Genomic DNA, 21,933 nt, shown 5'->3' with positions numbered 1-21,933 from the left:
ACGGGCCCAGATTGCTCAGGCAGTAGCGGTGGCGCGCTCCTCGGCGCCCTCACCAGCCAGATGCAGCCAGGTGGTCAGCACCGAGTCGGGGTTGAGGCTCACCGAGTCGATGCCCTGCTCCATCAGCCACTGGGCGAGCGCGGGGTGGTCGCTGGGTCCCTGACCGCAGATGCCCACGTACTTGCCTGCACGTTTGGCAGCCGCAATGGCCTGGGCCATCAGGGCCAGCACCGCCTCGTTCTGCTCGTCGAACAGATCGGCGACCAGCCCGGAGTCGCGGTCCAGTGCCAGGGTCAGCTGCGTCAGGTCGTTGCTGCCGATGGAAAAGCCGTCGAAGTGCTCCAAGAACTGGTCAGCCAGGATGGCGTTGCTGGGAATTTCGCACATCATGATGATCTGCAGCCCGTTCTCGCCGCGTTTCAGGCCGTTGCGGGCCAGGATCTCGATGATCTGGGCCGCCTCGGCGACCGTGCGCACGAAGGGGATCATCACCTGCACGTTGGTCAGGCCCATCTCGTCGCGCACGGACTTGATGGCCTCGCATTCCAGTGCGAACGCGGCCGCGAAATCGGCACTCCGGTAGCGGCTGGCCCCCCGGAAACCGATCATGGGGTTTTCTTCCATGGGTTCGTAAGCCGGTCCGCCGATCAGGTGAGCGTATTCGTTGCTTTTGAAGTCGCTCAGGCGCACGATGACAGGCTTGGGCGCGAAGGCGGCCGCAATGCTGGCCACGCCTTCGGCCAGCTTCTCGCGGAAGAAGTCGCGGGGGGAGGCATAACCGGCCGTCTTCTGCCGTATCTGCTCCCTCACGTCGTCAGGCACGTTGGGATAGTCCAGCAGGGCGCGGGGATGAATCCCGATCACGTTCGAGATCACGAACTCCACGCGCGCCAGACCCACGCCCTCATTGGGCAGTGCGGCGAAGGAAAAGGCCCGGTCGGGCGAGGCCACGTTCATCATGATCTTCATGCCGACCTCGGGCATGGCGTCAAGTTCCACGCGGTTGACGTGGAAGTCCAGGCGGCCCGCATACACGTAGCCGGTGTCGCCCTCCGCGCAGCTCACCGTGACCTCCTGCCCGCTTCTGAGTTCACGGGTGGCGCTGCCCGACCCCACCACAGCCGGAATACCCAGTTCCCGCGCGATGATCGCGGCGTGGCAGGTGCGGCCCCCGCGGTTGGTCACAATCGCGCTGGCGCGTTTCATGACCGGTTCCCAGTCAGGGTCGGTCATGTCAGCCACCAGAATGTCACCGTCCTGCACGCTGTCCATCTGGGAGATGTCGGTGACGACCCGCACCACGCCGGCCCCGATGCGGCTGCCCACGGCGCGGCCTTCAATCAGCACCTCACCCTGTCCGGTCAGCTCGAAGCGTTCCAGGGTACGCCCGGCGCGGCTCTGCACGGTCTCCGGCCGGGCCTGCAGGATGTAGATCTGACCGTCGCGGCCATCCTTACCCCATTCGATGTCCATCGGGCGGCCGTAGTGGTTTTCGATGGTGACGCACTGGCGGGCCAGTTCGGTCAGGTCCTCGTCGGTCAGGGAAAAGGCCGCCCGCTCGGCTTCCTCGACGTCCACCGTCTGCACGCCCTGTCCCTCGGCGTAGATCATCTTCTTCTGCTTGCTGCCCAGGGTGCGGCGCAGCACGGCCCGGTGGCCAGCCTGCAGCGCCGGCTTGTACACGAAGAACTCGTCGGGGTTCACCGCGCCCTGCACGACCATTTCACCCAGACCGTAGGCCGAGGTCACGAACACCGCGTCCCGGAAGCCACTTTCGGTGTCCAGGGTAAAGGCCACGCCCGAGACACCCAGGTCGGTGCGGACCATGCGCTGCACGCCAGCCGACAGCGCCACGTCAGCGTGCGCAAAGCCGTGATGCACGCGGTAGGAAATGGCGCGGTCGTTGTACAGGCTGGCAAACACCAGCCGCACATGGTGCAGCACCTGCTCGACGCCGCGCACGTTCAGGAAGGTTTCCTGCTGCCCGGCAAAACTCGCCTCAGGCAGGTCCTCGGCTGTGGCACTCGAACGCACCGCCACGTCCGGCTCGACTCCGCCCGCGCTCAGGCCCGCGTAGCCTTCACGGATGGCCTGCTCCAGCGCAGCCGGCAGGGTGGCCTGTTCCACCCAGCCGCGGATCTCGCGACCAGCCGCGACCAGAGCATTGACGTCACTCACGTCCAGCGCAGACAGCCGGGCGTTGATCTTTTCCTCGATCTGGTTTTCCTGCAAGAACAGACGGAAGGCGTCGGCGGTGGTTGCAAAGCCCCCTGGAACGCGCACGCCGGCATTTGCCAGGCCCTGGATCATTTCCCCGATGCTGGCGTTCTTGCCGCCAACAATTTCCACGTCGGTCATCCTTAGTGTTTCAAACGGGCGAATCATGTCCATGTGTTTTCTCCGTAGTCATGGGATTTCCCTCTGTACTGGCCAGGGGGGTTAGTGTGTTCAGGCCCGCGTAGTCTACCCGACAATCCCACTCACCCGACTTAAGCCGCTCTGAACATGTCACCCTGAAGCATGACCGTACCGGCCGCCCGCACCGTCCTGATCGTGTCCGACCACACCGGCCTGACCGCCGAGAACATCGCCCGGGCCCTGCTGGCCCACTTCCCTGGTCACCCGCTGCGGTACGTGCGCCGTCCATTCACGGCGGACGTCCAGGCCGCGCGCGACGTGGCTGCGGAGGTACGTGACCTGGCCGAGCGCGGCGAGCGGCCGCTGGTGTTCACGACCATCACGCGCCCCGAGGTGCTGCAGGAACTGCAAAGTGCCTCGGCCCAGGTCTTTGACCTGCTGACCCCGGGTCTAGACGTACTGGAGCAGGAATTCAGGCAGCCGGCCGCGCGGCATATCGGTGGGCATCACGACATGCACGACCCCGGCGAATATCTGGGCCGCATGGAGGCACTGGACTTCGCGCTGGCCACCGACGACGGCATCGGGGAGCGCCAGTACGACCTCTCGGACGTGATTCTGGTGGGCGTCTCGCGGGCGGGAAAGACACCTACCAGCCTGTTTCTGGCCCTCCAGCACGGCGTGCGTGCCAGCAATTACCCGCTGGCTGAGGATGATTTCGAGCGTGAGGGCCTGCCCGCGCCGCTGGCCAGACACCGGGGCAAACTGCACGGTCTCACCATCGACCCCCGGCGGCTGCACGCCATCCGCACGCAGCGCAAGCCTGGCAGCCACTACGCCAGCCTGGAACAGTGTGAGTTCGAGGTCCGGCGTGCCGAGCGCCTCTTTCAGCGCCACGGCCTGCCGGTCCGCGACACGACCAGTGCCAGCGTCGAGGAGATTGCCGCGGGCATTCTGAACTCGCTGCGGCGGGGCTGAGCGCCAGGGGTCAGCGCCGCGCGCGGTAGCGGCGGATCAGCGCATTGGTGCTGCTGTCGTGGCTCAGCTCGGGCTCGTCGGTGCCCAGTTCCTTCACGATTCTCCCGGCCAGCACCTTGCCGAGTTCCACGCCCCACTGGTCAAAGGAATTCACGTCCCAGATCACGCCCTGCACAAAGACCTTGTGCTCGTACAGTGCAGTCAATGCCCCCAGCGTGCGGGGCGTCAGCCGGTCGGCCAGCAGGGTGCTGGTGGGGCGGTTCCCCTCGAAGACGCGGTGTGGGGCCAGCCCGGCGTCCACACCCTCGGTCAGCACTTCATCCAGGGTCTTGCCGAAGGCCAGGGCCTCGGTCTGCGCGAACACGTTGGCCATCAGCAGGTCGTGATGGGGCGCGCCCCCGGGGAGGGGCAGAGGATTGAGCGTCTGGGCAAAGGCGATGAAATCGCAGGGAATCAGCTTGGTGCCCTGGTGGATCAGCTGGTAGAAGGCATGCTGACCGTTCGTGCCCGGCTGGCCCCAGACCACCGGGCCGGTCTGGTAGGCGACCTCCTGACCGCCTAGGGTCACGTGCTTGCCATTGCTTTCCATGTCCAGCTGCTGCAGGTAGGCCGGGAAGTAGGCCAGGTACTGATCGTAGGGCAGCACCGCCAGAGTCTCCGCCCCAAAGAAGTTGTTGTACCAGACACCCAGCAGACCCATCAGCACCGGCAGATTGGCTTCCAGCGGCGCAGTGCGGAAGTGTTCGTCCATGTCGTGAAAGCCCGAGAGCAGTTCCTGGAAGCCGTCCGGGCCGATGGCCAGCATCAAGCTCAGGCCGATGGCGCTGTCCATCGAGTAGCGGCCGCCCACCCAGTCCCAGAAACCGAACATGTTGGCGGTGTCGATGCCGAATTTTTGCACGGCCTCAGCGTTGGTGGACACCGCCACGAAGTGCCGCGCCACCGCCGCCTCGTCGCCCAGTGTTGAGAGCAGCCATGCCCGGGCGCTCTGCGCGTTGGCCATGGTTTCCTGGGTCGTGAAGGTCTTGCTGGACACGATAAACAGCGTCTCTTCCGCCTCCAGGTCGCGGGTCTTCTCGACCAGATCCGTGCCGTCCACGTTGGACACGAAGCGCACGGTCAGGTCGCGCTGCGCATAGTATTTGAGCGCCTCGTAGGCCATCACCGGACCCAGGTCACTGCCGCCAATGCCGATGTTCACGATGGCGCGGATAGGTCTACCCGTGTGCCCGAGCCAGCCGCCACTGCGCACCTGCCGGGCGAACGCGCTCATACGGTCCAGAACCTCATGCACATCGGGCACCACGTTGCGGCCGTCGACCAGCACCTCCGTGCCACGTGGCATGCGCAGGGCCGTGTGCAGCACCGCACGTCCCTCGGTGACGTTGATCTTTTCGCCGCCGAACATCGCGTCTCGCCTCTCCGGCAGGCCCCGGGCACGTGCCAGGGCCAGCAGCAGTTCCAGCGTTTCACCAGTTACGCGGTGCTTGCTGTAGTCCAGGTAGAGGCCGGCCCCTTCGGCAGTCAGACGCTCACCACGCTGGGGATCGGCAGCGAAGAGGTCGCGCAGATGCGTGCTTTTCACGGTCTCGAAATGGGCTTGCAGGGCCTGCCAGGCCGGGGTCTCGGTCAGTGCGGCGCTCATGTGCCGAGAATAGTGTCCGCTTCTACCATCACGCTGCAGCATGTGTAAAACGCCAAGCGGAGTGCGGGTCCAGGCCTCCGGTTTTTCAGCGTGCGCCCTGCAAAGCCTTCTCACTTCTCAGCTGGCAGGCGCACATAGCGCAGCAGTGGGGCTCCCGCCCTTCCCATTCGTGCCGCGGCGCGCTTGAATACGTGAACCTCTTCAGCATTTCTTCAAAATCACCGCCCCCAGGAGCTCCCATGACCAAAGTTCAAGACCTGCAAGACCACGATGTCGTGATCGTTTCCGCTGTCCGCTCCCCGATTGGTGCCATTCGGGGTGGGCTCTCGGGCGTGCGCCCGGATGATCTGGCTGGCACGGTGATTCGCGAAGCTGTCAACCGCGCCGGTGTCCCCGAGGACGGGATCGAGGAAGTCATCTTCGGCTGCGCCAACCAGGCCGGCGAGGACAACCGCAACGTGGCCCGCATGGCCGCCGTGCTCGCGGGCCTGCCCGAAAGCGTGGCCGGCGTCACCGTCAACCGGCTGTGCGCCAGTGGCCTGAACGCGGTGAACATGGCCGCGCGCGCCATCCGGACCGGCGAAGGGGACATCTACGTGGCAGGTGGCGTGGAGAGCATGACCCGCGCGCCCCTCTCGATGCCCAAAGGCGGCCAGCCCTTCGCCAATGGCAATGTCACGGTCTACGACACCACGCTGGGGTGGCGGTATCCCAACCCCGCCATGGAGGCCAGATTCCCGCTGGAAGCCATGGGCGAGACGGCTGAGAACATCGTCGAGCGCAGCCGTGACGGGGCCTATTCTGGCGGAGAGATCAGCCGCGCCGACCAGGATGCCTTCGCGCTGGAGTCGCAGCGCCGCGCCGTGGACGCCCTGAACCGCGGGGCATTCAAAAGCGAGATCGTCCCGATTGAGGTCAAGGGCAAAAAGGGCACCACGCTGTTTGACACCGACGAGCATCCCCGCTACAAGCGCGACGGCGACACCTTCACGCTGGCCACCGACGAGGCGACGCTGACCGGCCTGAAACCTGCCTTCCGCAAGGGTGGCAGTGTCACGGCCGGCAATGCCAGCGGACTGAATGACGGCGCCGCCGCCCTGGTACTGATGAGTGCGGGGAAAGCCCGCGAACTGGGGGTCAGGCCGCTGGCCCGCTGGGTGGGTTCGGCGGCGGCAGGGGTCGAGGCCCGGGTCATGGGCCTGGGGCCCATTCCAGCCACCCGCAAGGTGCTCGAACGCACGGGGCTGAAGATCGAGGACCTCGACCTGATCGAACTGAACGAGGCCTTTGCTGCCCAGGCTCTGGCCTGTATCCGCGAACTGGGCCTGGACCAGACGAAGGTAAACGTCAACGGCGGCGCCATCGCCCTGGGCCACCCGCTGGGCATGAGCGGCGCGCGGCTGGTCACCACCCTGGTCCACGAGCTTGAGCGCCGTGGAGGCCGCTATGGTCTGGCCACGCTGTGCGTCGGCGTCGGACAGGGCGAGGCTGCCATCATCGAGCGGGTCGAGGCATGAGAGGAATCGGGCTGGGCACTGCCCCTCGCACTCCTATGCAGCCCACCGGATGGGTGCAGCTATGAAGCTGCTGCCCGTCCTGGGCGTGGAAGAGGCCGCGCGGCTGGTGAAAGACGGCCAGACACTGCTGGTCGGCGGCTTCGGCATGACCGGCAACCCGGTGCATCTGACCCACGCGCTGGCTGAACTGGGCACGCGGGGCCTGACCTACGTGGCCAACAACGTGGGCGAACCTGGCATGGGCGGCGGGCGACTGCTGCGGAATGGACAGATCCGCAAAGCGGTGGGCAGTTTCTTTACCAGCAACCCCGAGGCCGTGGCTGCCTATCAGGCCGGCACCATGGAAGTCCAGCTGATCCCGCAAGGCACCCTGGCTGAGGCGATCCGGGCCGGGGGCGCCGGCATCGGCGCCTTTTACACCCCGACCGCAGCCGGCACGGTCGTGGCGGGTGACGCTGACGTGCGGACCCTGAATGGTCAGGAGATGATCTTCGTGCCGGCCATCCGGGGTGACGTGGCGTTTATTCGTGCGTGGCGGGCTGACCGGGCTGGAAATCTGCAGTACCGGCTGACCGAGCAGAACTTCAACCGGGCCATGGCCACCGCCGCTGACCTGGTGATCGTGGAGGCCGAGGAAATCGTCGAGGTGGGGCAGATTCCACCGGATCAGGTGCACACGCCCGGCCTGTACGTGGACTATCTGGTGCAGGCCACCCTGACCGAGGCGGACCTGGGGTCCAGCGCCAGTGTCAAAGGCAGCAGCCGCCGGGTGGACGACGCGCGCATGCACATGGCGCGCCGCGCCCTGCAGGAACTATGCCCCGGAAACGTGGTGAACCTGGGCATCGGCATTCCCACGCTGGTGGCGGACCTGATCACACCGGAACACGGCGTTAACCTGCACACCGAAAACGGCATGCTGGGTGTGGGCCCGGCCCCCGACGACGGCGGCGCGATGCACTACCCGGTGAACGCCGGTAAGGTGCCGGTCACCGCGCTGCCCGGTGCCAGTTACTTCGACAGTGCCGACAGTTTCGGCATGATCCGCGGCGGGCATGTGGACGTGGCCGTGATCGGCGGCCTGCAGGTGGACGGTCAGGGCAATCTGGCCAACTGGGCGGTCCCGGGCAAGCCCCTGCTGGGCGTAGGCGGCGCCATGGATCTGGCCAGTGGCGCCCGGAAGCTCATTGTCACGATGACCCATACCGACCCGGACGGCACCCCCAAGATCGTGCCGGAGTGCACCCTGCCGCTGACCGCCCGCGGCGCCGTGGACATGGTGATTACCGACAAGGCCGTGTTCGAATTTCTGGACGGACAGCTGACCCTCACCGGGCTGATGCCTGGAGCGACCCTGGACGAGGTACGTGCCGGTACCGGCGCATCATTTACTGAACGGCTCACCCCGCAAAGTCAGATCGTGGGGGTCTGAAGCCGGATCGGCATCACAGAAGCCAGAGCGGGAGTGCGCCGGCAGGAAGCTTCAACACCGCGATGTTAACCAGACCGTCTGGACATGCCTGGAGAATTCTTCTCTGGACAGAAGTCTGAACGTGGAGCAGGACAGTCCCTTCAGAGTTTCAGGGACTGTCCTGCTCCACGTCATCAGCGGTCAGGTTCACGCAGCGTCAGCTGATGGCCCGGAGCCAGGGCGCCGTGCAGCAGCAGGCTGAAACGGTCCTGCCAGTCGCGCAGAACCTCACGCTGGTCCCGGTGACCGCCGTGCAGCAGGGCCAGCAGACAGGCGTCCACCAGCAGGGCGCTGAGCATGGTCGTGTCGACGTCCGGACGCAGGTGGCCCTGATGACGCATGGCAATCAGCACGGGCTCGACCAGGGCAGCCAGAGTGACGGCTGTTTTCAGCCCGGCCTGGGGATCAGGTTCGTCAGCGGGCAGGCGCGCACCCAGGACCGCCTGCCCCACCGCGCCGACCAGATGCTGATAGCGCACGCCCAGGTCGGCCATGCGAACGGTCATGCTTTCCCACACCTGCTGGGGGTTGGCCCCGGCATTCAGACGCTGCAGGGCGTCCTCGCGGCTGGCCTGCACAGCCTTTTCGAAGTGCGCCAGCAGCATGTGAATTTTGCTGGGAAAGTACCGGTACAGGTTGGTCCGGCTCACATACGCTGCGCGGGCAATGTCCTGTGCGCTGGTGCCTTCCAGACCGCTGCGGGCAAACAGTTCAAAGGCCGCGCGGGCTATGCGGTCGCGCCGGTCCTTGTCCTGTTCCTCGCGGTCAACTTTCATTTCAGTGCTTAGCGTAGCGTGTCATCAGTGTGCCGCGCGGTAAGCAGGTCACCACTTTCGCGCCGGAGCCCACCCGCTGAAGCTATTGTTCCGCCCCTTACCATAGCGCCGCACGTGAGTGTGTGCTGTGAGCTTCTCTCGTGACACGTCCATGACCAGAAGCCTAGAGTGAGGTCCCGGAACCAAACCCAACTTCCGGGAGTTTCCTAGAGAGGTGAAAGCCGTGCGGATTTATAAGCTGTCAGGCCGGAACGTCGAAGTGAGCGACGCCATGCGCGATTACGTTCAAGAGAAGCTCACGCGGCTGGACCGCTACAACGACCAGATCACCGACGCGCGCGTGACCCTGACCGTACGCGATGTGCGCGATGCAGGAAGGCGCAACCGGGTCGAGGTTCAGCTGAATGTCCCCAACGGCATCATCCGTGCCGAGGAACACCACTCGGACATGTATGCCGCGATTGATAAAGCCAGTGACGTGCTCGAAAGGCAGCTGCGCAAGTTCAAGACCAAGTATATGAAGCAGCGCCACGAGGCCGCCCCCCAGCCGGGCCCTGGTCCCGCCGAGGCCGATGTCAACGCCGGGCTCGACGATGTCAGCGAATTTGCGCCCGAAATCGTGCGGCAGAAACGCTTCGACATGCGCCCCATGAGCCCCGAGGACGCCGTAACGCAGATGGAAGCGCTGGGCCATGACTTCTACGTGTTCATGAATATGGGTTCGAATGCCTGCGGCGTCGTCTACCGCCGCAAGGACGGCCATTACGGCCTGATCGAACCTTCGGCCTGAGGCCTCATACCCCGGCCGACAGAAATGGACCGCTGACTGCCGGGACCTGGTGACAGCAGGGGCACTTCCATACCCCTGCTGGTCATACATCTGGCTTTTCCAAATGCAGGGTGCATCTGGCAATTGGCTGGAATCTGCTACGCTGCGGCGTTGTGATCGCGTACGTGATCAATCCCGGAACCAGTGGCATCAAGCTCGCCTGCGCGACGCTTGAGCCCAGTGACAACCCTGCCCTGCCCGGCAAGCTCAGGGTTCAGCTGGACCGAACCGAGCTGCCACTGGCGCAGCCTCCCTGTGTGGCTGACCTGCCGAAGCTTTCGCAGGCAATTGCCGAGATCACGGCAGGCTGGCCGGTGCCCCACGCCATTGTGGGGCGCGGCGGCATGATCGGACGGGTAGGGGCCGGAACCTACCGGGTCACTCCGGAACTGGCGCAGTACGCCGTTCAGGGTCAGGGTGGCGCGTCGGTCATGAACCTGGGCGGCCCGCTGGCCCTGGCCCTTGCGGAAACTCGCGGTGTCCCGGCGTTTATCGTTGATCCCCAGAGCCTGGATGAGCTGCTGCCCGAAGCCCGTGAAACCGGCGTGATGGGGGTTCGCCGCCACGCCGAATTCCACGCCCTGAACGCCCGGGTCACCGCACGGCGCGCCGCCCATGAGGTCGGCAAGCGGCTGCGCGAGGCGCGCGTGGTGGTGGCCCATCTGGGCGCCACGACCAGCGTCACCGCCTTTGATCAGGGCCGCGCGGTGGACTCGACCGGGACAGGCTCGGACGGAGGTCCGCTGGGTGCTATGCAAAGCGGCCCGCTCCCGACCCGTGCCCTGCTGGACCTACTGTATGAAGTCGGCCAGGAGCGGACGCTGCATCTGCTTTCAGGAGAAGGAGGCTTCCTGGCCCTGACCGGCAGTGCCAACCTCAAGGATCTGGAAATGCGCGAGGTCGAAGACCCTCAGGTGCAGGCTGCCGCCGCTGCCTTTGTCCACCAGGCCTGCAAGGCCATCGGGGAGCAGACGGGGGCGCTGTCAGGACGACCTGATGCGATCGTCATTACCGGCGGCATTGCCCGGTGGGACGCCCTGATGGACCGGATCGAGCGCCGGATTGCCTGGATAGCCCCAGTGCTGATCATTCCCGGCGAACTGGAACTTGAGGCCCTGGCCGAAGGGGCGGGGCGCGTGCTACTGGGCCTTGAATCTGCCCGCGAGTGGACACCGCCGTCGGCCCCACGACCGCTCACCGGGGCGTAGCAATGGCGCGCCGCCGCCCCAGTGCCCGTGCGCCTGAGCCGCTGCGGGCCACCAGCATGTGGCGGGTAGATCAGGTGTTTCTGACCCGCCGTGGGGTGCGTGTCGAAGTGACCTGCTCGATGGTCAACGACCAGGGCGGACTGCGCAATCTAGCGGTCACCGCGCCCACGAACGATCCAGTGCAGGCGGTGCGTCACGCAGCGCGCTTTATCGCCGGGCGCGGCAACGTGAGCAGCGCCCGGCAGGCCCGGGTGCGCTGGGCACGCGAACAGACCACCACCCTGCAGGATGAACTGGTCCGCGATCACCAGCTGGAAGACGAATTTCTGGATGAGTTCGAAGAAACGCTCAGCGCCGTGCGCGACCAGCAGCGCTGAGGCTCGGCTCCCGCTGAAGCAGAACTGTAAACGTCATGCACTCTCCCAGAGACGCCTCCGGGCGGTAGACGCCGGCCTGTGGATCATAGTCGCCACCAGGCCAGACATCGGTCAGGACGAGACCCGTTCCCGAGAGCAGCAGTTGCAGATCAGCCGGGCTATAGCAGCGCAGCGACTGGGTCAGGGCCTCTTCCCCATGTGGCATGTAGGTATCGGTCATGCGGCAGCCCTGCGCGTCAAAGCCGTACACCTGGGTGTAACCGGGGTGCTGGCGGGCAAAGCCGGCGTGGTATGCCCAGTACCACGGCGTATAGATGTCGATAAACGCCGTGGCCCCTGGCCGCAGCCAGCCGGCGACCCGGGAGAGCAACCGGCGCTGATCATCGTCACTGCCAATCCCGAATCCGTCCCAGTAGCACACAGACTCAAAGGTGCCAGGAAAGTCGACCGTGTAGAAATCACCCGTCACGACCTGCACGGAGACACTGTTGCGCGCCGCCAGCGACCGGGTGTACTCCCCTGCCCCGGCCCACAGGTCTAGCGCGGTGACCTGATGGCCCTGCCGCGCGGCGCTGACCGCAAACTGTCCGCCGCCTGCTCCCAGCTCCAGCAGCGTGCCCACGTGTTTCAGATGATGCGTGATCCGCGCGGCCAGCGCGGCGTGATGAGGATGGATTTCCTGGAGGTGGCAACCCGTGAGGCGGTCCTGCAGGGCGTAAAAGGTGTGACTCCAGTGTTGTGTCATGTAGGCCTCCAGTGGCCAGAAGAACGTTGCCCACCGTGTGGGCCTTAACGTGGACTGGAGGGTTAGCGCAAACGCATGAGGCAGGTGACTCCTGGGAAAGTGTGCGCAGCGTACCGGTCCATGGCGGTCTCAGACATCGGCCAGCTGGCCTACGAGCCGGACGGCAACACACGCTGCACGGTCGGCTCTGCCCGGCCCTGGTACACTCCCCGGCGGATGAAGGACCCAGCGACACAGACAGGCACGTTCATTCTGGGCATCGACACCTCGTGTGACGACACCGGGGTGGGCGTGGTAGAGCTCGCAGCAAATGGGCAGGTTCACGTCCGGGCCAACCGGGTGTGGTCCCAGACGGTGCACGCCCAGTACGGCGGCGTGATGCCCGAACTCGCCAGCCGCGAGCACGTCGAACGCATCGACAGCGTTATGGGCCAGGCGCTCGCGGAGGCGGGCCTGAATGTCACGGACCTGGGCGCCGTGGCCGCCACTTCCGGACCCGGGCTGGTCGGCGCGCTGCTGGTCGGGCTGATGTACGGCAAGGGTGTGGCTCAGGCGCTGGACGTGCCGTTCTACGCTGCCCACCACCTAGAGGGCCACATCTTCGCGGCGGCCACGGAAGCCGAGTTGCGCGCGCCCTACCTGGCCCTGGTGGTCTCGGGCGGGCACACCCACCTCTTCGATGTCCCCCAGGACGGCGAGTACGTTCTGGTAGGTGCCACCCGGGACGACGCCGCGGGCGAGGCCTTTGACAAGATCGCGCGCCTTGCCGGGCTGGGCTACCCGGGCGGCCCGGCCATCAGCGAGGCGGCGTTGCTGGGCAACCCCGACGCGGTTGCGTTCAAGGAACCCCTCCAGGGCCAGAAGGGTTTTGACTTCAGCTTCAGCGGCCTGAAGACAGCGGCGCTGCTGGCCCACAAGGCCGGGGCCCGGCCTGAGGACCTTGCCGCCGGCTTCGAGCGGGCGGCGGTGCGGACGCTGGTCAGGACCACGGTGCGGGCGGCGCAGGCCTGCGGACGGCAGACCGTGGTCGTTTCGGGCGGGGTCGCCGCCAACCGGGCGCTGCGTGAGGCGTTCGCGCAGACCGGGCTCCGTGTGGTGTTTCCTGGCAAGGGACTGAACACCGACAATGGGGCCATGATCGCGCTGGCCGGGGCAGCTGCCATCGCTGCCGGGCGACCCCCAGGCACGTTGGGCGAGAGCGCCACGGCGTACGCCCCGCTTGCCACCCCTCCGGCCCCACCCTGAGCCATCCAGACTCAACTCTTTTTCGTGCGTCTCACTGAAATCGGGTGGGTGTCTTCAGACTCGCGGCGTATACTTGAGCCTATATGTTTCGTGTTCTGAACAAAGTCTTTGACAACAACCAGCGTGACGTGCAGCGCATCACCAAAACGGTGGTGGACCCGGTCAACGCGCTGGAACAGGAAACCATGCAGATCGAGGATCTTGCTGCGGCTTTTCTCGACCTGCGCCGCCGTGTCCAGGAGGGCGGTGAGTCCCTCGACGACGTGCTGGTCCCGGCCTTTGCCCTGATCCGTGAAGCCGGGCGGCGCTCGATCGGCAAGCGCCACTACGACGTGCAGCTCATCGGCGGCGCCGCGCTGCACCAGGGCCGGATCGCGGAGATGCGCACCGGGGAAGGCAAAACGCTGGTGGCGACCCTGGCGCTGGCGCTCAATGCGCTCGAAGGCCGCGGCTGTCATCTGGTGACCGTCAACGACTACCTCGCCCGGGTGGGCATGGAGGAAATGGGCCTGCTCTACCGCACGCTGGGCCTGACCGTAGGCCTGGCCAGCCGCGAAATGCAGCCGCATGAGAAGCAGGCCGCCTACGCCTGTGACATCACCTATGTCACCAACTCGGAGCTGGGCTTCGACTACCTCCGCGACAACATGGCCCAGAGCCGCGAAGCGCTGGCCATGCGCGCCGAGCATCCGCTGAACTACGCCATCGTGGACGAGGTGGACTCGATCCTGATCGACGAGGCCCGCACCCCGCTGATCATCTCGGGTGCCGCCGAGAAGGCCACCGACCTGTACTACGTCTACGCCAAGCTGATCCGCCGCCTGCAGAAGGGTGAGCCAGCTGAGCCGGGTGTGCGCACCGAGCCTACCGGGGACTACACCATCGACGAGAAGGGCAAGCAGGTGCATATCACCGAAGCCGGCATCAGCAAGATCGAGCGGCTGCTGAGCATTCCCGACCTGTACAGCCCCGAGAACATGGACAAGGCGCACATGATCACCCAGGCGATCCGTGCCAAGGAGCTGTACCACCGCGAGAAGGACTACATCATCAACGCGGAGGGCGAGGTCATCATCATCGACGAGTTCACCGGGCGCAGCATGCCGGGGCGCCGCTACGGCGAGGGTCTGCACCAGGCGATCGAGGCCAAGGAAGGGGTCAAGATCGAGAACGAGAACCAGACGCTGGCGACCATCACGTATCAGAACTTCTTCCGCCTGTACAACAAGTTCGCGGGCATGACCGGCACGGCCAAGACCGAGGAAAAGGAATTCCTGGACATCTACGGCAGCGACGTGCTGGTGATTCCGACCAACCGCTCGGTGCTGCGCAAGGACAGCGAGGATCTGGTCTACCGCACCAAGATGGGCAAGTACGCGGCGGTGGTGCAGGAAGTGGCGGAAATGCACGCCACCGGCCGCCCGGTCCTGATCGGCACGGCCAGCATCGTGACCAGCGAGCAGCTCAGCGACCTGCTGACCCAGGCCGGCATCCGCCACAGCGTGCTGAACGCCAAGTTCGAGGCGCAGGAAGCCAGCATCGTGGCGCAGGCCGGGCGCTCGGGCACCGTGACCATCGCCACCAACATGGCAGGCCGCGGCACCGACATCATGCTGGGCGGGAACGCCGAATTTATCCTGGGTGAGAGCATCGAGCAGCACCTGGGCATCAGCCGCTTTGCGCCGGAGGCCGAGAACTTCATCAAAGCGATCAGCCGCCAGGACCCGGCCGCCGAGATGCTGGGCATGCAGATTCCGGGCATGACCCCGGACTTTATCCGGCAGGCCCAGCAGCTTCAGACCGACACCATCGCCGACCGCGCCCGCGTGCAGGAACTGGGCGGGCTGCACATCATCGGCACCGAGCGTCACGAGTCGCGCCGCATCGACAACCAGCTGCGTGGGCGCGCCGGCCGTCAGGGCGACCCGGGCAGCAGCCGCTTCTACGTCAGCTTCGAGGACGACCTGATGCGCCTGTTCGCCAATGACCGCGTGGTGGCCATGATGGACCGCCTGGGCATGGACGACACGCAGCCTATCGAGGCCAAGATGGTCACCGGGGCCATCGAGAAGGCCCAGGCCCGCGTGGAGGACCGCAACTTCTCCACCCGCAAGCAGCTGCTGGAGTTCGATAACGTGATGAGCAAGCAGCGCGACACCATCTACGCCCAGCGCCGTGAAGTGCTGCTCGGCCCGGACGAGGACGTCGAGGAATCGACCGAGGGCATGATCGCGGACTTTGTGGATATGCAGCTGGCCATCCATGCGCCCGCAGACCAGAGCCCCGACTCCTGGGACATGGAAGGCTTGCAGGCCGCAGTGGTCGACGCCGTGCCCCAGCTGGAAGGCTTTGACTTCGAGAGTCTGCGTAATGGCAGCCCCGCCGAAGCGCAGGATCGCCTGCTGAGCGCTGTAGCCGACGCTTTCGACAGCAGGCGCGAAGAGCTGAGTCCCACCATGCTCAACTCGCTGGCACGCTATGTGCTGCTGCAGGTGGTCGATCAGCACTGGAAGGAGCACCTGCACGGTATGGACGTGCTGCGTCAGGGCATCGGGCTGCGCGGCTACGGTCAGCGTGACCCGTTTACCGAATACAAGTTCGAGGCCACGAACATGTTCAATGAGATGATCGACAACCTCAAGAACGACGTGACCAAGTTTATTTTCCGAATGCAGTTCGGCCAGACGGCCTGAAGAGGATCCGCCTCCGGCCAGTGGCCAGGAAGTGGCCAGAACAGCAGACAGAAGGCGGGGTGTAAAGCTCCGCCTTCTGTCTTGTCGCCAGGTCCTCCCGCGTCCGGCACTATCCTGCGCTGCGTGAACCTCACCCAGATCCGCGCGCAGTTTCCCTCTCTGGCCACTGGCCGGGCCTACCTGGACAACGCGGCCGGCTCGCTGCTGCCCCAGCGCGCCATTGACGCTGTTACTGCGCACCTGACCCGCTATGGGGCCACCAACGGTCTGCCCGGGCACCAGCCGGGCCGCGAGGTGCTGAACGTCAAGCACCGGGCCCGTGAGGCGACGGCTCTGTTTTTCAACGGCCAGCCTGAAGATGTGGTGCTGGGACCCAGCGCCACCGCACTGGCGTTCCGGATGGCGACGGCCTTCACCCGGCTGTGGGGCCCGGGGGATGAGGTCATCGTATCGGGGCTGGAGCACGAGGCCAACGCCAGTCCGTGGCGCGACCTGCAGCGTTCCGGGGTCACGGTGAAAGTCTGGCATGCCCGCACACCGCACCTGAAGCCTCACCTGGAGGACCTGCAGGCGTTACTGTCCCCCCGAACGCGCCTGGTGGCCGTGACTACCGCCAGCAACGTCCTGGGCGGGCTGGTAGACATTCCGGCGGTCACCACACTGGCGCGCTCTGTTGGTGCCTGGACCTTCGTGGACGCCGTACAGAGCGCGCCACACGAGTTCCCGAACGTGCAGGCCTGGGGTGCGGACTTCGTGACCTTCAGCATGTACAAGGTCTTTGGTCCACACCTGGGGGCCCTGTGGGTGCGGCCCGAGTTGCGCGCCGGCCTGCCCTGGCCGAAGCTTACCTTCTTCCCGGAAGGCGACGTTCACGGTCTGGAACACGGTAGCGCGCCGTTTGAACTGCTGGCCGGCTGGCTGGGCACGCTGGATTATCTGCGCGAACTGGGCGGTGCGGGCACCCTGAGCCGCGAGGCGCTGGAGGCTGCCGGTGCCTGTATCCGTGAACTGGAGAAGCCGGTGGCCGAGCAGTTGCTGCACGGACTGGTGGCCCTGCCCCACGTCACGGTCTACGGTGCCCAGGACATGCAGAACCGCATTGGCACGGTCGCGTTCCGGGTGGACGGCGAGACGCCTGAGCACACAGCCGCACGCCTCAGCGAGCAGGGCATCGACCTGTCAGCCGGGCATTTCTATGCGGTGCAGCCGTTGACCGACCTGGGCCTGTATCCACAGGGAGTGGCGCGTGCCAGCATCGCCCACTACACCAGTACCGAAGAAATAGACAGGCTGCTGGTGGCCCTGCGGTAAACCCAGCAGACAGGGCACAGAGCGCAGGGGCAGGACAGGTCGTTGGTCCCTGTTGTCCTGCCCCTGCGCATTTGCCTGTCCGGCTCCGGGGCGCAGTGGCTTCCTTCGGCTGTTTCAGTCGAACTGAAGGTAGATGGCTTTCAGGTACTCGGCTTCGGCAAAGGTGGCGTGATGGTCAGGAGCATGCCGGGTCATGCGCAGTTCTTTCCACTTGCGGCCACTGCGCCCCGCCACCTCACGCACAGCCGTCCAGAATTCATCCGCACTGACATGCGCGCTGCACGATGCGCTCACCAGGATGCCCCCGCGGGCCAGGCGCCGGATGCCGTCCGCCGACAGCTTGGCGTAAGCGCGGATGGCACCGGCCCGTTCTGCCTCCCGGCGCGCCAGGCTGGGCGGGTCCAGAATGACCAGGTCAAAGTCCCGCCGTGTCTGCGTGAGCCACTCGAAGACGTCGGCCTGCACCGTCTCGTGGTGGGTCCCCAGCGCAGGATTCAGCGCAAAATTCCGCCCGGCACTGTGCAGGGCGTGGGCGCTGATATCCAGGCTGACCACTTCCGGAGCCCCACCACGCGCCGCGTACAGTGAAAACCCACCGCTGAACGAAAAGGCGTTCAGGACGCGTCGACCCCGACTCAGGTCCTGCACCCGCCGGCGGTTCTCGCGCTGGTCCAGAAAGAACCCTGTTTTCTGCCCACGGAGCACATCAGCCTCGAAGGCGATGCCCGACTCGTGGAAGATCACCGGGTTGTTGCCGAGGTCGCCAGTCAGGAGCTGCCCGTCGGACAGACCGGCCTCGCGGGCCCGCTCCTGGATGTTGCGGCTCAGGCGCAGAACAGTCGTGAAGTCCGGGCAGCGCATGGTCAGCAGCTCCAGCAGCCGGTTCAGGTGGGAAAACCAGGCGGCGGTGTACAGCTTGATCACCAGCACCCGCGCGTAACGGTCAATAACCAGTCCCGGCCAGCCGTCGGATTCACCATTGATCAGGCGGTAGCCGTCAGTGTCCCCTACGGCGCCGACGGGACCGAACAGCGGTTCGCGACGCAGAAATGAGGTGTCCAGCCTTGCTTCCCACCAGGCGTCGTCAATCGTGACCGGGCTGCCGGCATGCAGTACCCGCAGCCGGAGCGGTGAGTGCGGATCATACAGGCCTATGGCCAGAAAGCGGTCGCGGCGGTCGTACACCACGGCCAGTTCGCCGGCTTCACCCTCCCGGTTCTGCTCACGCACACTGGATTCGTACACCCAGGGGTGACCGGCGCGCAGATGGTTCTCGGCGGCAGCGGTCACGCGCAGGCGCAGGCGGGGAGCAGCAGACATAAAGGGTAGGGTAGCGCAGCAACGGCAGCCTCAATTGAGGCACGACTGCGAACCATCAGCTGTTAGATTCACTGAAGATGAAGAAACTTTATCTCCCTCTCCTGACCTGCTCACTCTTCTTGACTGCCTGTCCTGGAACGCCCACACCTGAGGCGGACACGGTAGCACCCCAGGTCACCCTCACCGCCACCGCGCCCACAGTTCCTGGGCAGGTCACACTCTTTGCTACAGCGACCGACCCTGGCGGAGTGACCAAGGTGGAGTTCTATCAGGGTTCCGCCCTGATAGACACCGACTCCGAAGCGCCGTACAGCACAGATAAATTTGCCGTCGACCAGCGCAACAACGGCAGCGTTACCTTTACCGTCAAGGCTTTTGACAGCGCGGGAAACATAGGCATGACCGCGACCACTGTGGCTGTGAACGTGACGTCCCTGTACCAGGGTCAGTACTACTGGTTCATGTTTTCCAACCCCAACGATATCGAGGGAAGTGTGATTGCCGAGGGCATGGCCATTTATGGCGACCAGTTCATTAATGGCCGTGGCAAACTCATGGCGTCCGGTATGTACGCAAAAATCAGTCCAGTCCCAGAGCTGGAAGGCGACGCGAGCCTCGGGCCTGTGGAAGACGCCGGCAAGACGTACCTCAGCACACTGTTTTTCCATGACTCGGCTGGTACCCCGCTGTACTTCTGGGGAGACGATTTTGACGGGGCCTTCAGCGACCTTGGCGGAGACCCTGGCCTGGTGGGTGAAGCTTCTCTGTTCAAGACGGATGGTACCGTTGCCGCTGAAGGCTACTACGGCATGGTCCGGTTGACCAGTGATCCTTACGCGAGCCTGACCGCCAGTGGAATCACGACCCAGGCCCTCTCCCCCGCAGAGCGGCAAAAGGTGCTGTCCAGCGCTGCCCTCCCCCTCAGCCTGAAAGCTCAGGGAACCCCACGGGTGCGAAGCGCTGCCAGATTGGCCCAGCAGTTGCGCCGGTAAGCTGACAGATAGGCAGATAAAGGAGAGGCGCCACATGCGGGCGCCTCTCCTTACTACTGATCATCAAGTGTCCTGCTCAACCCCCGTTCTGCTCGTCCTGTCCGTAGACCTCGATCACGCCGGCCGCGCCCATGCCGCCGCCAATGCACATGGTGATCAGGGCCTTGCCCCCACCACGGCGCTGCAGTTCGTAGATCGCGGTGGTGGTCAGCTTGGCGCCGCTGCATCCCAGTGGATGCCCCAGGGCAATGGCGCCACCGTTGACGTTCATGATGTCCTCGTTGAGGCCTAGTTCACGGGCCACCGCGAGGCTCTGCGCGGCAAAGGCCTCGTTCAGCTCGATCAGATCGATGTCTTCCAGGGTCAGCCCGGTCTGCGACAGCACCTTGGGCACAGCCTTGACGGGGCCGATGCCCATCAGTTCAGGCTCCACGCCGGCGACCGCGAAGCCCAGGAATCTGGCCAGGGGCTTCACGCCCAGTTCCTGCGCCTTTTCACCGCTCATGATCAGCACGGCAGCGGCGCCGTCACTGAAGGGGCTGCTGTTGGCTGCGCTCACCGAGCCGGTCTGCTTGAAGGCCGGGCGGACCTTGGCCATGTCTTCCAGGTTGGCGTCGCGGCGGATCAGCTCGTCTTTGTCGAAGTTGATGGTCTCGGACTTCAGCTTGGTGCCCTTAAGCTTGTCCACGCGCACCGGCACCGGGATGATCTCGGCGTCGAACTTGCCCGAATCCTGGGCGGCGGCGGCACGCTGGTGACTGCGGAAGGCAAAGGCATCCTGGTCCTCGCGGCTGACACCGTACTTGGCAGCCACGTTCTCGGCGGTCAGACCCATGCCGATATACGCGCCGGGGCGGTCATCGACCAGGTCCGGGTTGGGGCTGGGGTTGTGGCCGGTCATGGGCACGAAGCTCATGGATTCCACGCCCCCGGCGAGCATCACGTCCGCCTGGCCGGTCTGGATGGCGGCCGCCGCCATAGCGATGGTCTGCAGGCCGCTGGAGCAGAAGCGGTTGATGGTTACGCCGCCCACGCTGTCGGGCATGCCGGCCCGCAGCGCGGCCATCCGGGCCACGTTGAGGCCCTGCTCCGCCTCGGGAATGGCGCAGCCCAGGTACACGTCCTCGACGACCGAGACGTCCACCCCGGCGCGCCGGACGGCTTCGTTCAGGACCAGGGCGGCCAGATCGTCCGGGCGGGTATTGGCGAGCGTGCCTTTCACGCCGCGTCCAACGGGCGTGCGAACGGCAGAAACAATCACAGCGTCACGCATGGGGTTCTCCTTGGGGAAGGCCGGGCAGGACCCGGCGAATGAAGTGTTCGAGCGTCTGCTCGTAGTGGGCTGGATTGATGTTCCAGCAGCGGATGTGCTTGGCACCTTCCACGCGGTGGTACTCGACGAGATCGGGCCGCGCCGCCGCGAGCGCGTCAGATTGACTGACCGGAATGGTACGGTCGCGCGTGCCGTGCCACAGGAGAATCGGCACGTTGAAGCGCCCTGCAGCGGCGAGCTGATTCACCGTGTCGAAGTCCTGTCCGCTGCGGCGGGTCACGACGTACTGCACGAAGGTGCTGACATGCCGCGCCATGAAGGCAGGCATCCCGAAGCGCCGGGCCTGCCAGGTGATGGTCCGGCGCCAGTCCAGTGCCGGGCAGTCGAGCAGCACGCCGGTAACCGGGAGCGGGAACGGCTGGAACCGGTCGCGCAGCACACTCAGGACGATGTTGCCGCCCATCGAGAAACCGTAGAGCACGGCGCGGCGATACCCGGCTGCTTTCGCCCAGTGCAGGGCGACCAGCACGTCCTCGGCTTCCTCGTCGCCCAGGGTCAGGTAGCCCCTGCCACTGCGGGGAGCGCCGTGGGCATTGCGGAAGGTCACGAACAGCGACCCCGCTCCGGTGCGTTGCAGCGCGCGCAGGCTGCGCAGACCCTGCGCCCGCTGACCGCCGTGACCGTGCACCACGATCACCAGGGCGTCCCGCTCGCCCGATACCGGAGGAACGTGCCACGCGGGCATGGGGCCGGCTGGGCTGACGACCTCCGTATTTTCAAAGGCCACCCCCAGCTGTGCCGGCGTGCCGTTGTACACGAAGGTGGACACCCACGCCACCGAGCCGTTAGGCAGCACCCCACGTTCTTCCTGGATAGGGCGGAACGCCAGCGTGCCCTTCACTTTCGCCTCGCCCAGTACGGCGTGGCCGCGGTTGGGGCGGATAGGCACGATCCCCACCACTCCCCGCGACAGCGTTTCCGGGGAGGCTGGTAGCCACACGGTATTGCCGCGCCGGCCCACCGGAGCGAAGGTGCCTTTCACCCAGCGGGTCTGGGAGCGCAGCGTGATCTCCGCGCCGACGAAGGCAGCGGTCAGCAGCAGCGCTCCGTACCCGAGGGCGCCCCACATCGCCAGGCGGCGCTTCGGGGTGGCTTTCAGGCGGTCGAGGGGGGTGATGGTGGGAATCTGGGACAT

The 21,933-nt window shown here is 65.6% G+C and carries 17 protein-coding genes; 10 read left to right on the top strand and 7 right to left on the bottom strand.

Going from position 1 to position 21,933, the window contains the following annotated elements; genetic code table 11:
* Window positions 1-15 precede the first annotated feature (15 nt).
* Window positions 16-2,391 carry a pyruvate, water dikinase gene (gene ppsA / locus IEY49_RS07770; protein ID WP_189006265.1) on the bottom strand — a complete coding sequence of 792 codons (2,376 nt, stop codon included), beginning with the start codon at window positions 2,389-2,391 and terminating at the stop codon, window positions 16-18.
* Window positions 2,392-2,520: 129 nt separating this feature from the next.
* Between ppsA and IEY49_RS07765 the strand changes: the two genes are divergently transcribed.
* Complete coding sequence (locus tag IEY49_RS07765; protein WP_189006262.1) at window positions 2,521-3,336, top strand: pyruvate, water dikinase regulatory protein; 816 nt, start codon at window positions 2,521-2,523, stop codon at window positions 3,334-3,336.
* A gap of 10 nt (window positions 3,337-3,346) precedes the next feature.
* Here the strand turns inward: IEY49_RS07765 and pgi are convergent, their stop codons facing one another.
* Window positions 3,347-4,981 carry a glucose-6-phosphate isomerase gene (gene pgi, locus IEY49_RS07760; protein ID WP_189006259.1) on the bottom strand — a complete coding sequence of 545 codons (1,635 nt, stop codon included), beginning with the start codon at window positions 4,979-4,981 and terminating at the stop codon, window positions 3,347-3,349.
* 239 nt (window positions 4,982-5,220) lie between these two features.
* Here pgi and IEY49_RS07755 point away from each other — a divergent pair, with 239 nt between their 5' ends.
* Together IEY49_RS07755 and IEY49_RS07750 are read left to right on the top strand one after the other, a co-directional pair.
* A complete protein-coding gene (locus IEY49_RS07755; RefSeq protein WP_189006256.1) occupies window positions 5,221-6,498 on the top strand; it encodes a thiolase family protein in 1,278 nt (425 codons plus the stop codon).
* A 61-nt stretch (window positions 6,499-6,559) separates the two neighbouring features.
* On the top strand, window positions 6,560-7,930 hold the full coding sequence (locus IEY49_RS07750; RefSeq protein ID WP_189006253.1) for a 3-oxoacid CoA-transferase: 1,371 nt from the start codon (window positions 6,560-6,562) through the stop codon (window positions 7,928-7,930).
* Between the two features lie 173 nt (window positions 7,931-8,103).
* On the opposite strand, the gene IEY49_RS07745 is transcribed toward IEY49_RS07750, so the two are convergent.
* Entirely contained in the window at window positions 8,104-8,745 is a 642-nt protein-coding gene (locus IEY49_RS07745) for a TetR family transcriptional regulator (RefSeq protein WP_189006250.1), read from the bottom strand.
* 223 nt (window positions 8,746-8,968) lie between these two features.
* On the opposite strand from IEY49_RS07745, the gene hpf reads away from it, so the two are divergent.
* From hpf to IEY49_RS07730, 3 genes are all read left to right on the top strand, one after another.
* Entirely contained in the window at window positions 8,969-9,535 is a 567-nt protein-coding gene (gene hpf, locus IEY49_RS07740; protein WP_189006247.1) for a ribosome hibernation-promoting factor, HPF/YfiA family, read from the top strand.
* Between the two features lie 152 nt (window positions 9,536-9,687).
* A complete protein-coding gene (locus tag IEY49_RS07735; RefSeq protein ID WP_189006244.1) occupies window positions 9,688-10,782 on the top strand; it encodes a butyrate kinase in 1,095 nt (364 codons plus the stop codon).
* A gap of 2 nt (window positions 10,783-10,784) precedes the next feature.
* Window positions 10,785-11,159, top strand: a complete 375-nt coding sequence (locus tag IEY49_RS07730; protein ID WP_189006241.1) for a hypothetical protein — start codon at window positions 10,785-10,787, stop codon at window positions 11,157-11,159.
* Here the strand turns inward: IEY49_RS07730 and IEY49_RS07725 are convergent.
* On the bottom strand, window positions 11,131-11,904 hold the full coding sequence (locus tag IEY49_RS07725; protein WP_189006238.1) for a class I SAM-dependent methyltransferase: 774 nt from the start codon (window positions 11,902-11,904) through the stop codon (window positions 11,131-11,133). The two genes, IEY49_RS07730 and IEY49_RS07725, sit on opposite strands and share 29 nt — an antisense overlap.
* Before the next feature lie 216 nt (window positions 11,905-12,120).
* Between IEY49_RS07725 and tsaD the strand changes: the two genes are divergently transcribed.
* From tsaD to IEY49_RS07710, 3 genes are all read left to right on the top strand, one after another.
* A complete protein-coding gene (gene tsaD, locus IEY49_RS07720) occupies window positions 12,121-13,149 on the top strand; it encodes a tRNA (adenosine(37)-N6)-threonylcarbamoyltransferase complex transferase subunit TsaD (RefSeq protein WP_189006570.1) in 1,029 nt (342 codons plus the stop codon).
* Window positions 13,150-13,232: 83 nt separating this feature from the next.
* Entirely contained in the window at window positions 13,233-15,842 is a 2,610-nt protein-coding gene (gene secA, locus IEY49_RS07715) for a preprotein translocase subunit SecA (protein WP_189006235.1), read from the top strand.
* 123 nt (window positions 15,843-15,965) lie between these two features.
* Window positions 15,966-17,153: a cysteine desulfurase-like protein gene (locus tag IEY49_RS07710; protein ID WP_189006219.1), complete on the top strand. Its 1,188-nt coding sequence runs from the start codon at window positions 15,966-15,968 to the stop codon at window positions 17,151-17,153.
* A 114-nt stretch (window positions 17,154-17,267) separates the two neighbouring features.
* On the opposite strand, the gene IEY49_RS07705 is transcribed toward IEY49_RS07710, so the two are convergent.
* Window positions 17,268-18,473, bottom strand: a complete 1,206-nt coding sequence (locus IEY49_RS07705; protein ID WP_189006216.1) for a 23S rRNA (cytosine(2499)-C(5))-methyltransferase — start codon at window positions 18,471-18,473, stop codon at window positions 17,268-17,270.
* A gap of 77 nt (window positions 18,474-18,550) precedes the next feature.
* Here IEY49_RS07705 and IEY49_RS07700 point away from each other — a divergent pair, with 77 nt between their 5' ends.
* A complete protein-coding gene (locus IEY49_RS07700; RefSeq protein WP_189006213.1) occupies window positions 18,551-19,465 on the top strand; it encodes an Ig-like domain-containing protein in 915 nt (304 codons plus the stop codon).
* Window positions 19,466-19,541: 76 nt separating this feature from the next.
* Here IEY49_RS07700 and IEY49_RS07695 read toward each other — a convergent pair whose 3' ends face one another.
* On the bottom strand, window positions 19,542-20,738 hold the full coding sequence (locus IEY49_RS07695; protein ID WP_189006210.1) for a thiolase family protein: 1,197 nt from the start codon (window positions 20,736-20,738) through the stop codon (window positions 19,542-19,544).
* Window positions 20,731-21,933 (bottom strand): alpha/beta hydrolase family protein, encoded by a 1,203-nt coding sequence (locus IEY49_RS07690; protein WP_229780692.1) that lies wholly within the window; start codon window positions 21,931-21,933, stop codon window positions 20,731-20,733. Before IEY49_RS07690 ends, IEY49_RS07695 begins: the two co-directional genes overlap by 8 nt.

The organism is Deinococcus malanensis (assembly GCF_014647655.1).
In the GTDB taxonomy this organism is placed as follows: Bacteria; Deinococcota; Deinococci; order Deinococcales; family Deinococcaceae; genus Deinococcus; species Deinococcus malanensis.
Note: the sequence above shows the minus strand (reverse complement) of the source record. Positions and strands in the feature narration are given on the sequence as shown.

Bases quoted from the DNA above. Each gene is read 5' to 3' on its own strand.
- secA (WP_189006235.1), top strand. From the start codon at position 13,233: ATGTTTCGTGTTCTGAACAAAGTCTTTGACAACAACCAGCGTGACGTG.
- IEY49_RS07750 (WP_189006253.1), top strand. From the start codon at position 6,560: ATGAAGCTGCTGCCCGTCCTGGGCGTGGAAGAGGCCGCGCGGCTGGTG.
- IEY49_RS07690 (WP_229780692.1), bottom strand. From the start codon at position 21,933: ATGTCCCAGATTCCCACCATCACCCCCCTCGACCGCCTGAAAGCCACC.
- tsaD (WP_189006570.1), top strand. From the start codon at position 12,121: ATGAAGGACCCAGCGACACAGACAGGCACGTTCATTCTGGGCATCGAC.
- IEY49_RS07745 (WP_189006250.1), bottom strand. From the start codon at position 8,745: ATGAAAGTTGACCGCGAGGAACAGGACAAGGACCGGCGCGACCGCATA.
- IEY49_RS07695 (WP_189006210.1), bottom strand. From the start codon at position 20,738: ATGCGTGACGCTGTGATTGTTTCTGCCGTTCGCACGCCCGTTGGACGC.
- pgi (WP_189006259.1), bottom strand. From the start codon at position 4,981: ATGAGCGCCGCACTGACCGAGACCCCGGCCTGGCAGGCCCTGCAAGCC.
- IEY49_RS07725 (WP_189006238.1), bottom strand. From the start codon at position 11,904: ATGACACAACACTGGAGTCACACCTTTTACGCCCTGCAGGACCGCCTC.
- IEY49_RS07765 (WP_189006262.1), top strand. From the start codon at position 2,521: ATGACCGTACCGGCCGCCCGCACCGTCCTGATCGTGTCCGACCACACC.
- IEY49_RS07705 (WP_189006216.1), bottom strand. From the start codon at position 18,473: ATGTCTGCTGCTCCCCGCCTGCGCCTGCGCGTGACCGCTGCCGCCGAG.
- IEY49_RS07755 (WP_189006256.1), top strand. From the start codon at position 5,221: ATGACCAAAGTTCAAGACCTGCAAGACCACGATGTCGTGATCGTTTCC.
- IEY49_RS07700 (WP_189006213.1), top strand. From the start codon at position 18,551: ATGAAGAAACTTTATCTCCCTCTCCTGACCTGCTCACTCTTCTTGACT.
- ppsA (WP_189006265.1), bottom strand. From the start codon at position 2,391: ATGGACATGATTCGCCCGTTTGAAACACTAAGGATGACCGACGTGGAA.
- IEY49_RS07730 (WP_189006241.1), top strand. From the start codon at position 10,785: ATGGCGCGCCGCCGCCCCAGTGCCCGTGCGCCTGAGCCGCTGCGGGCC.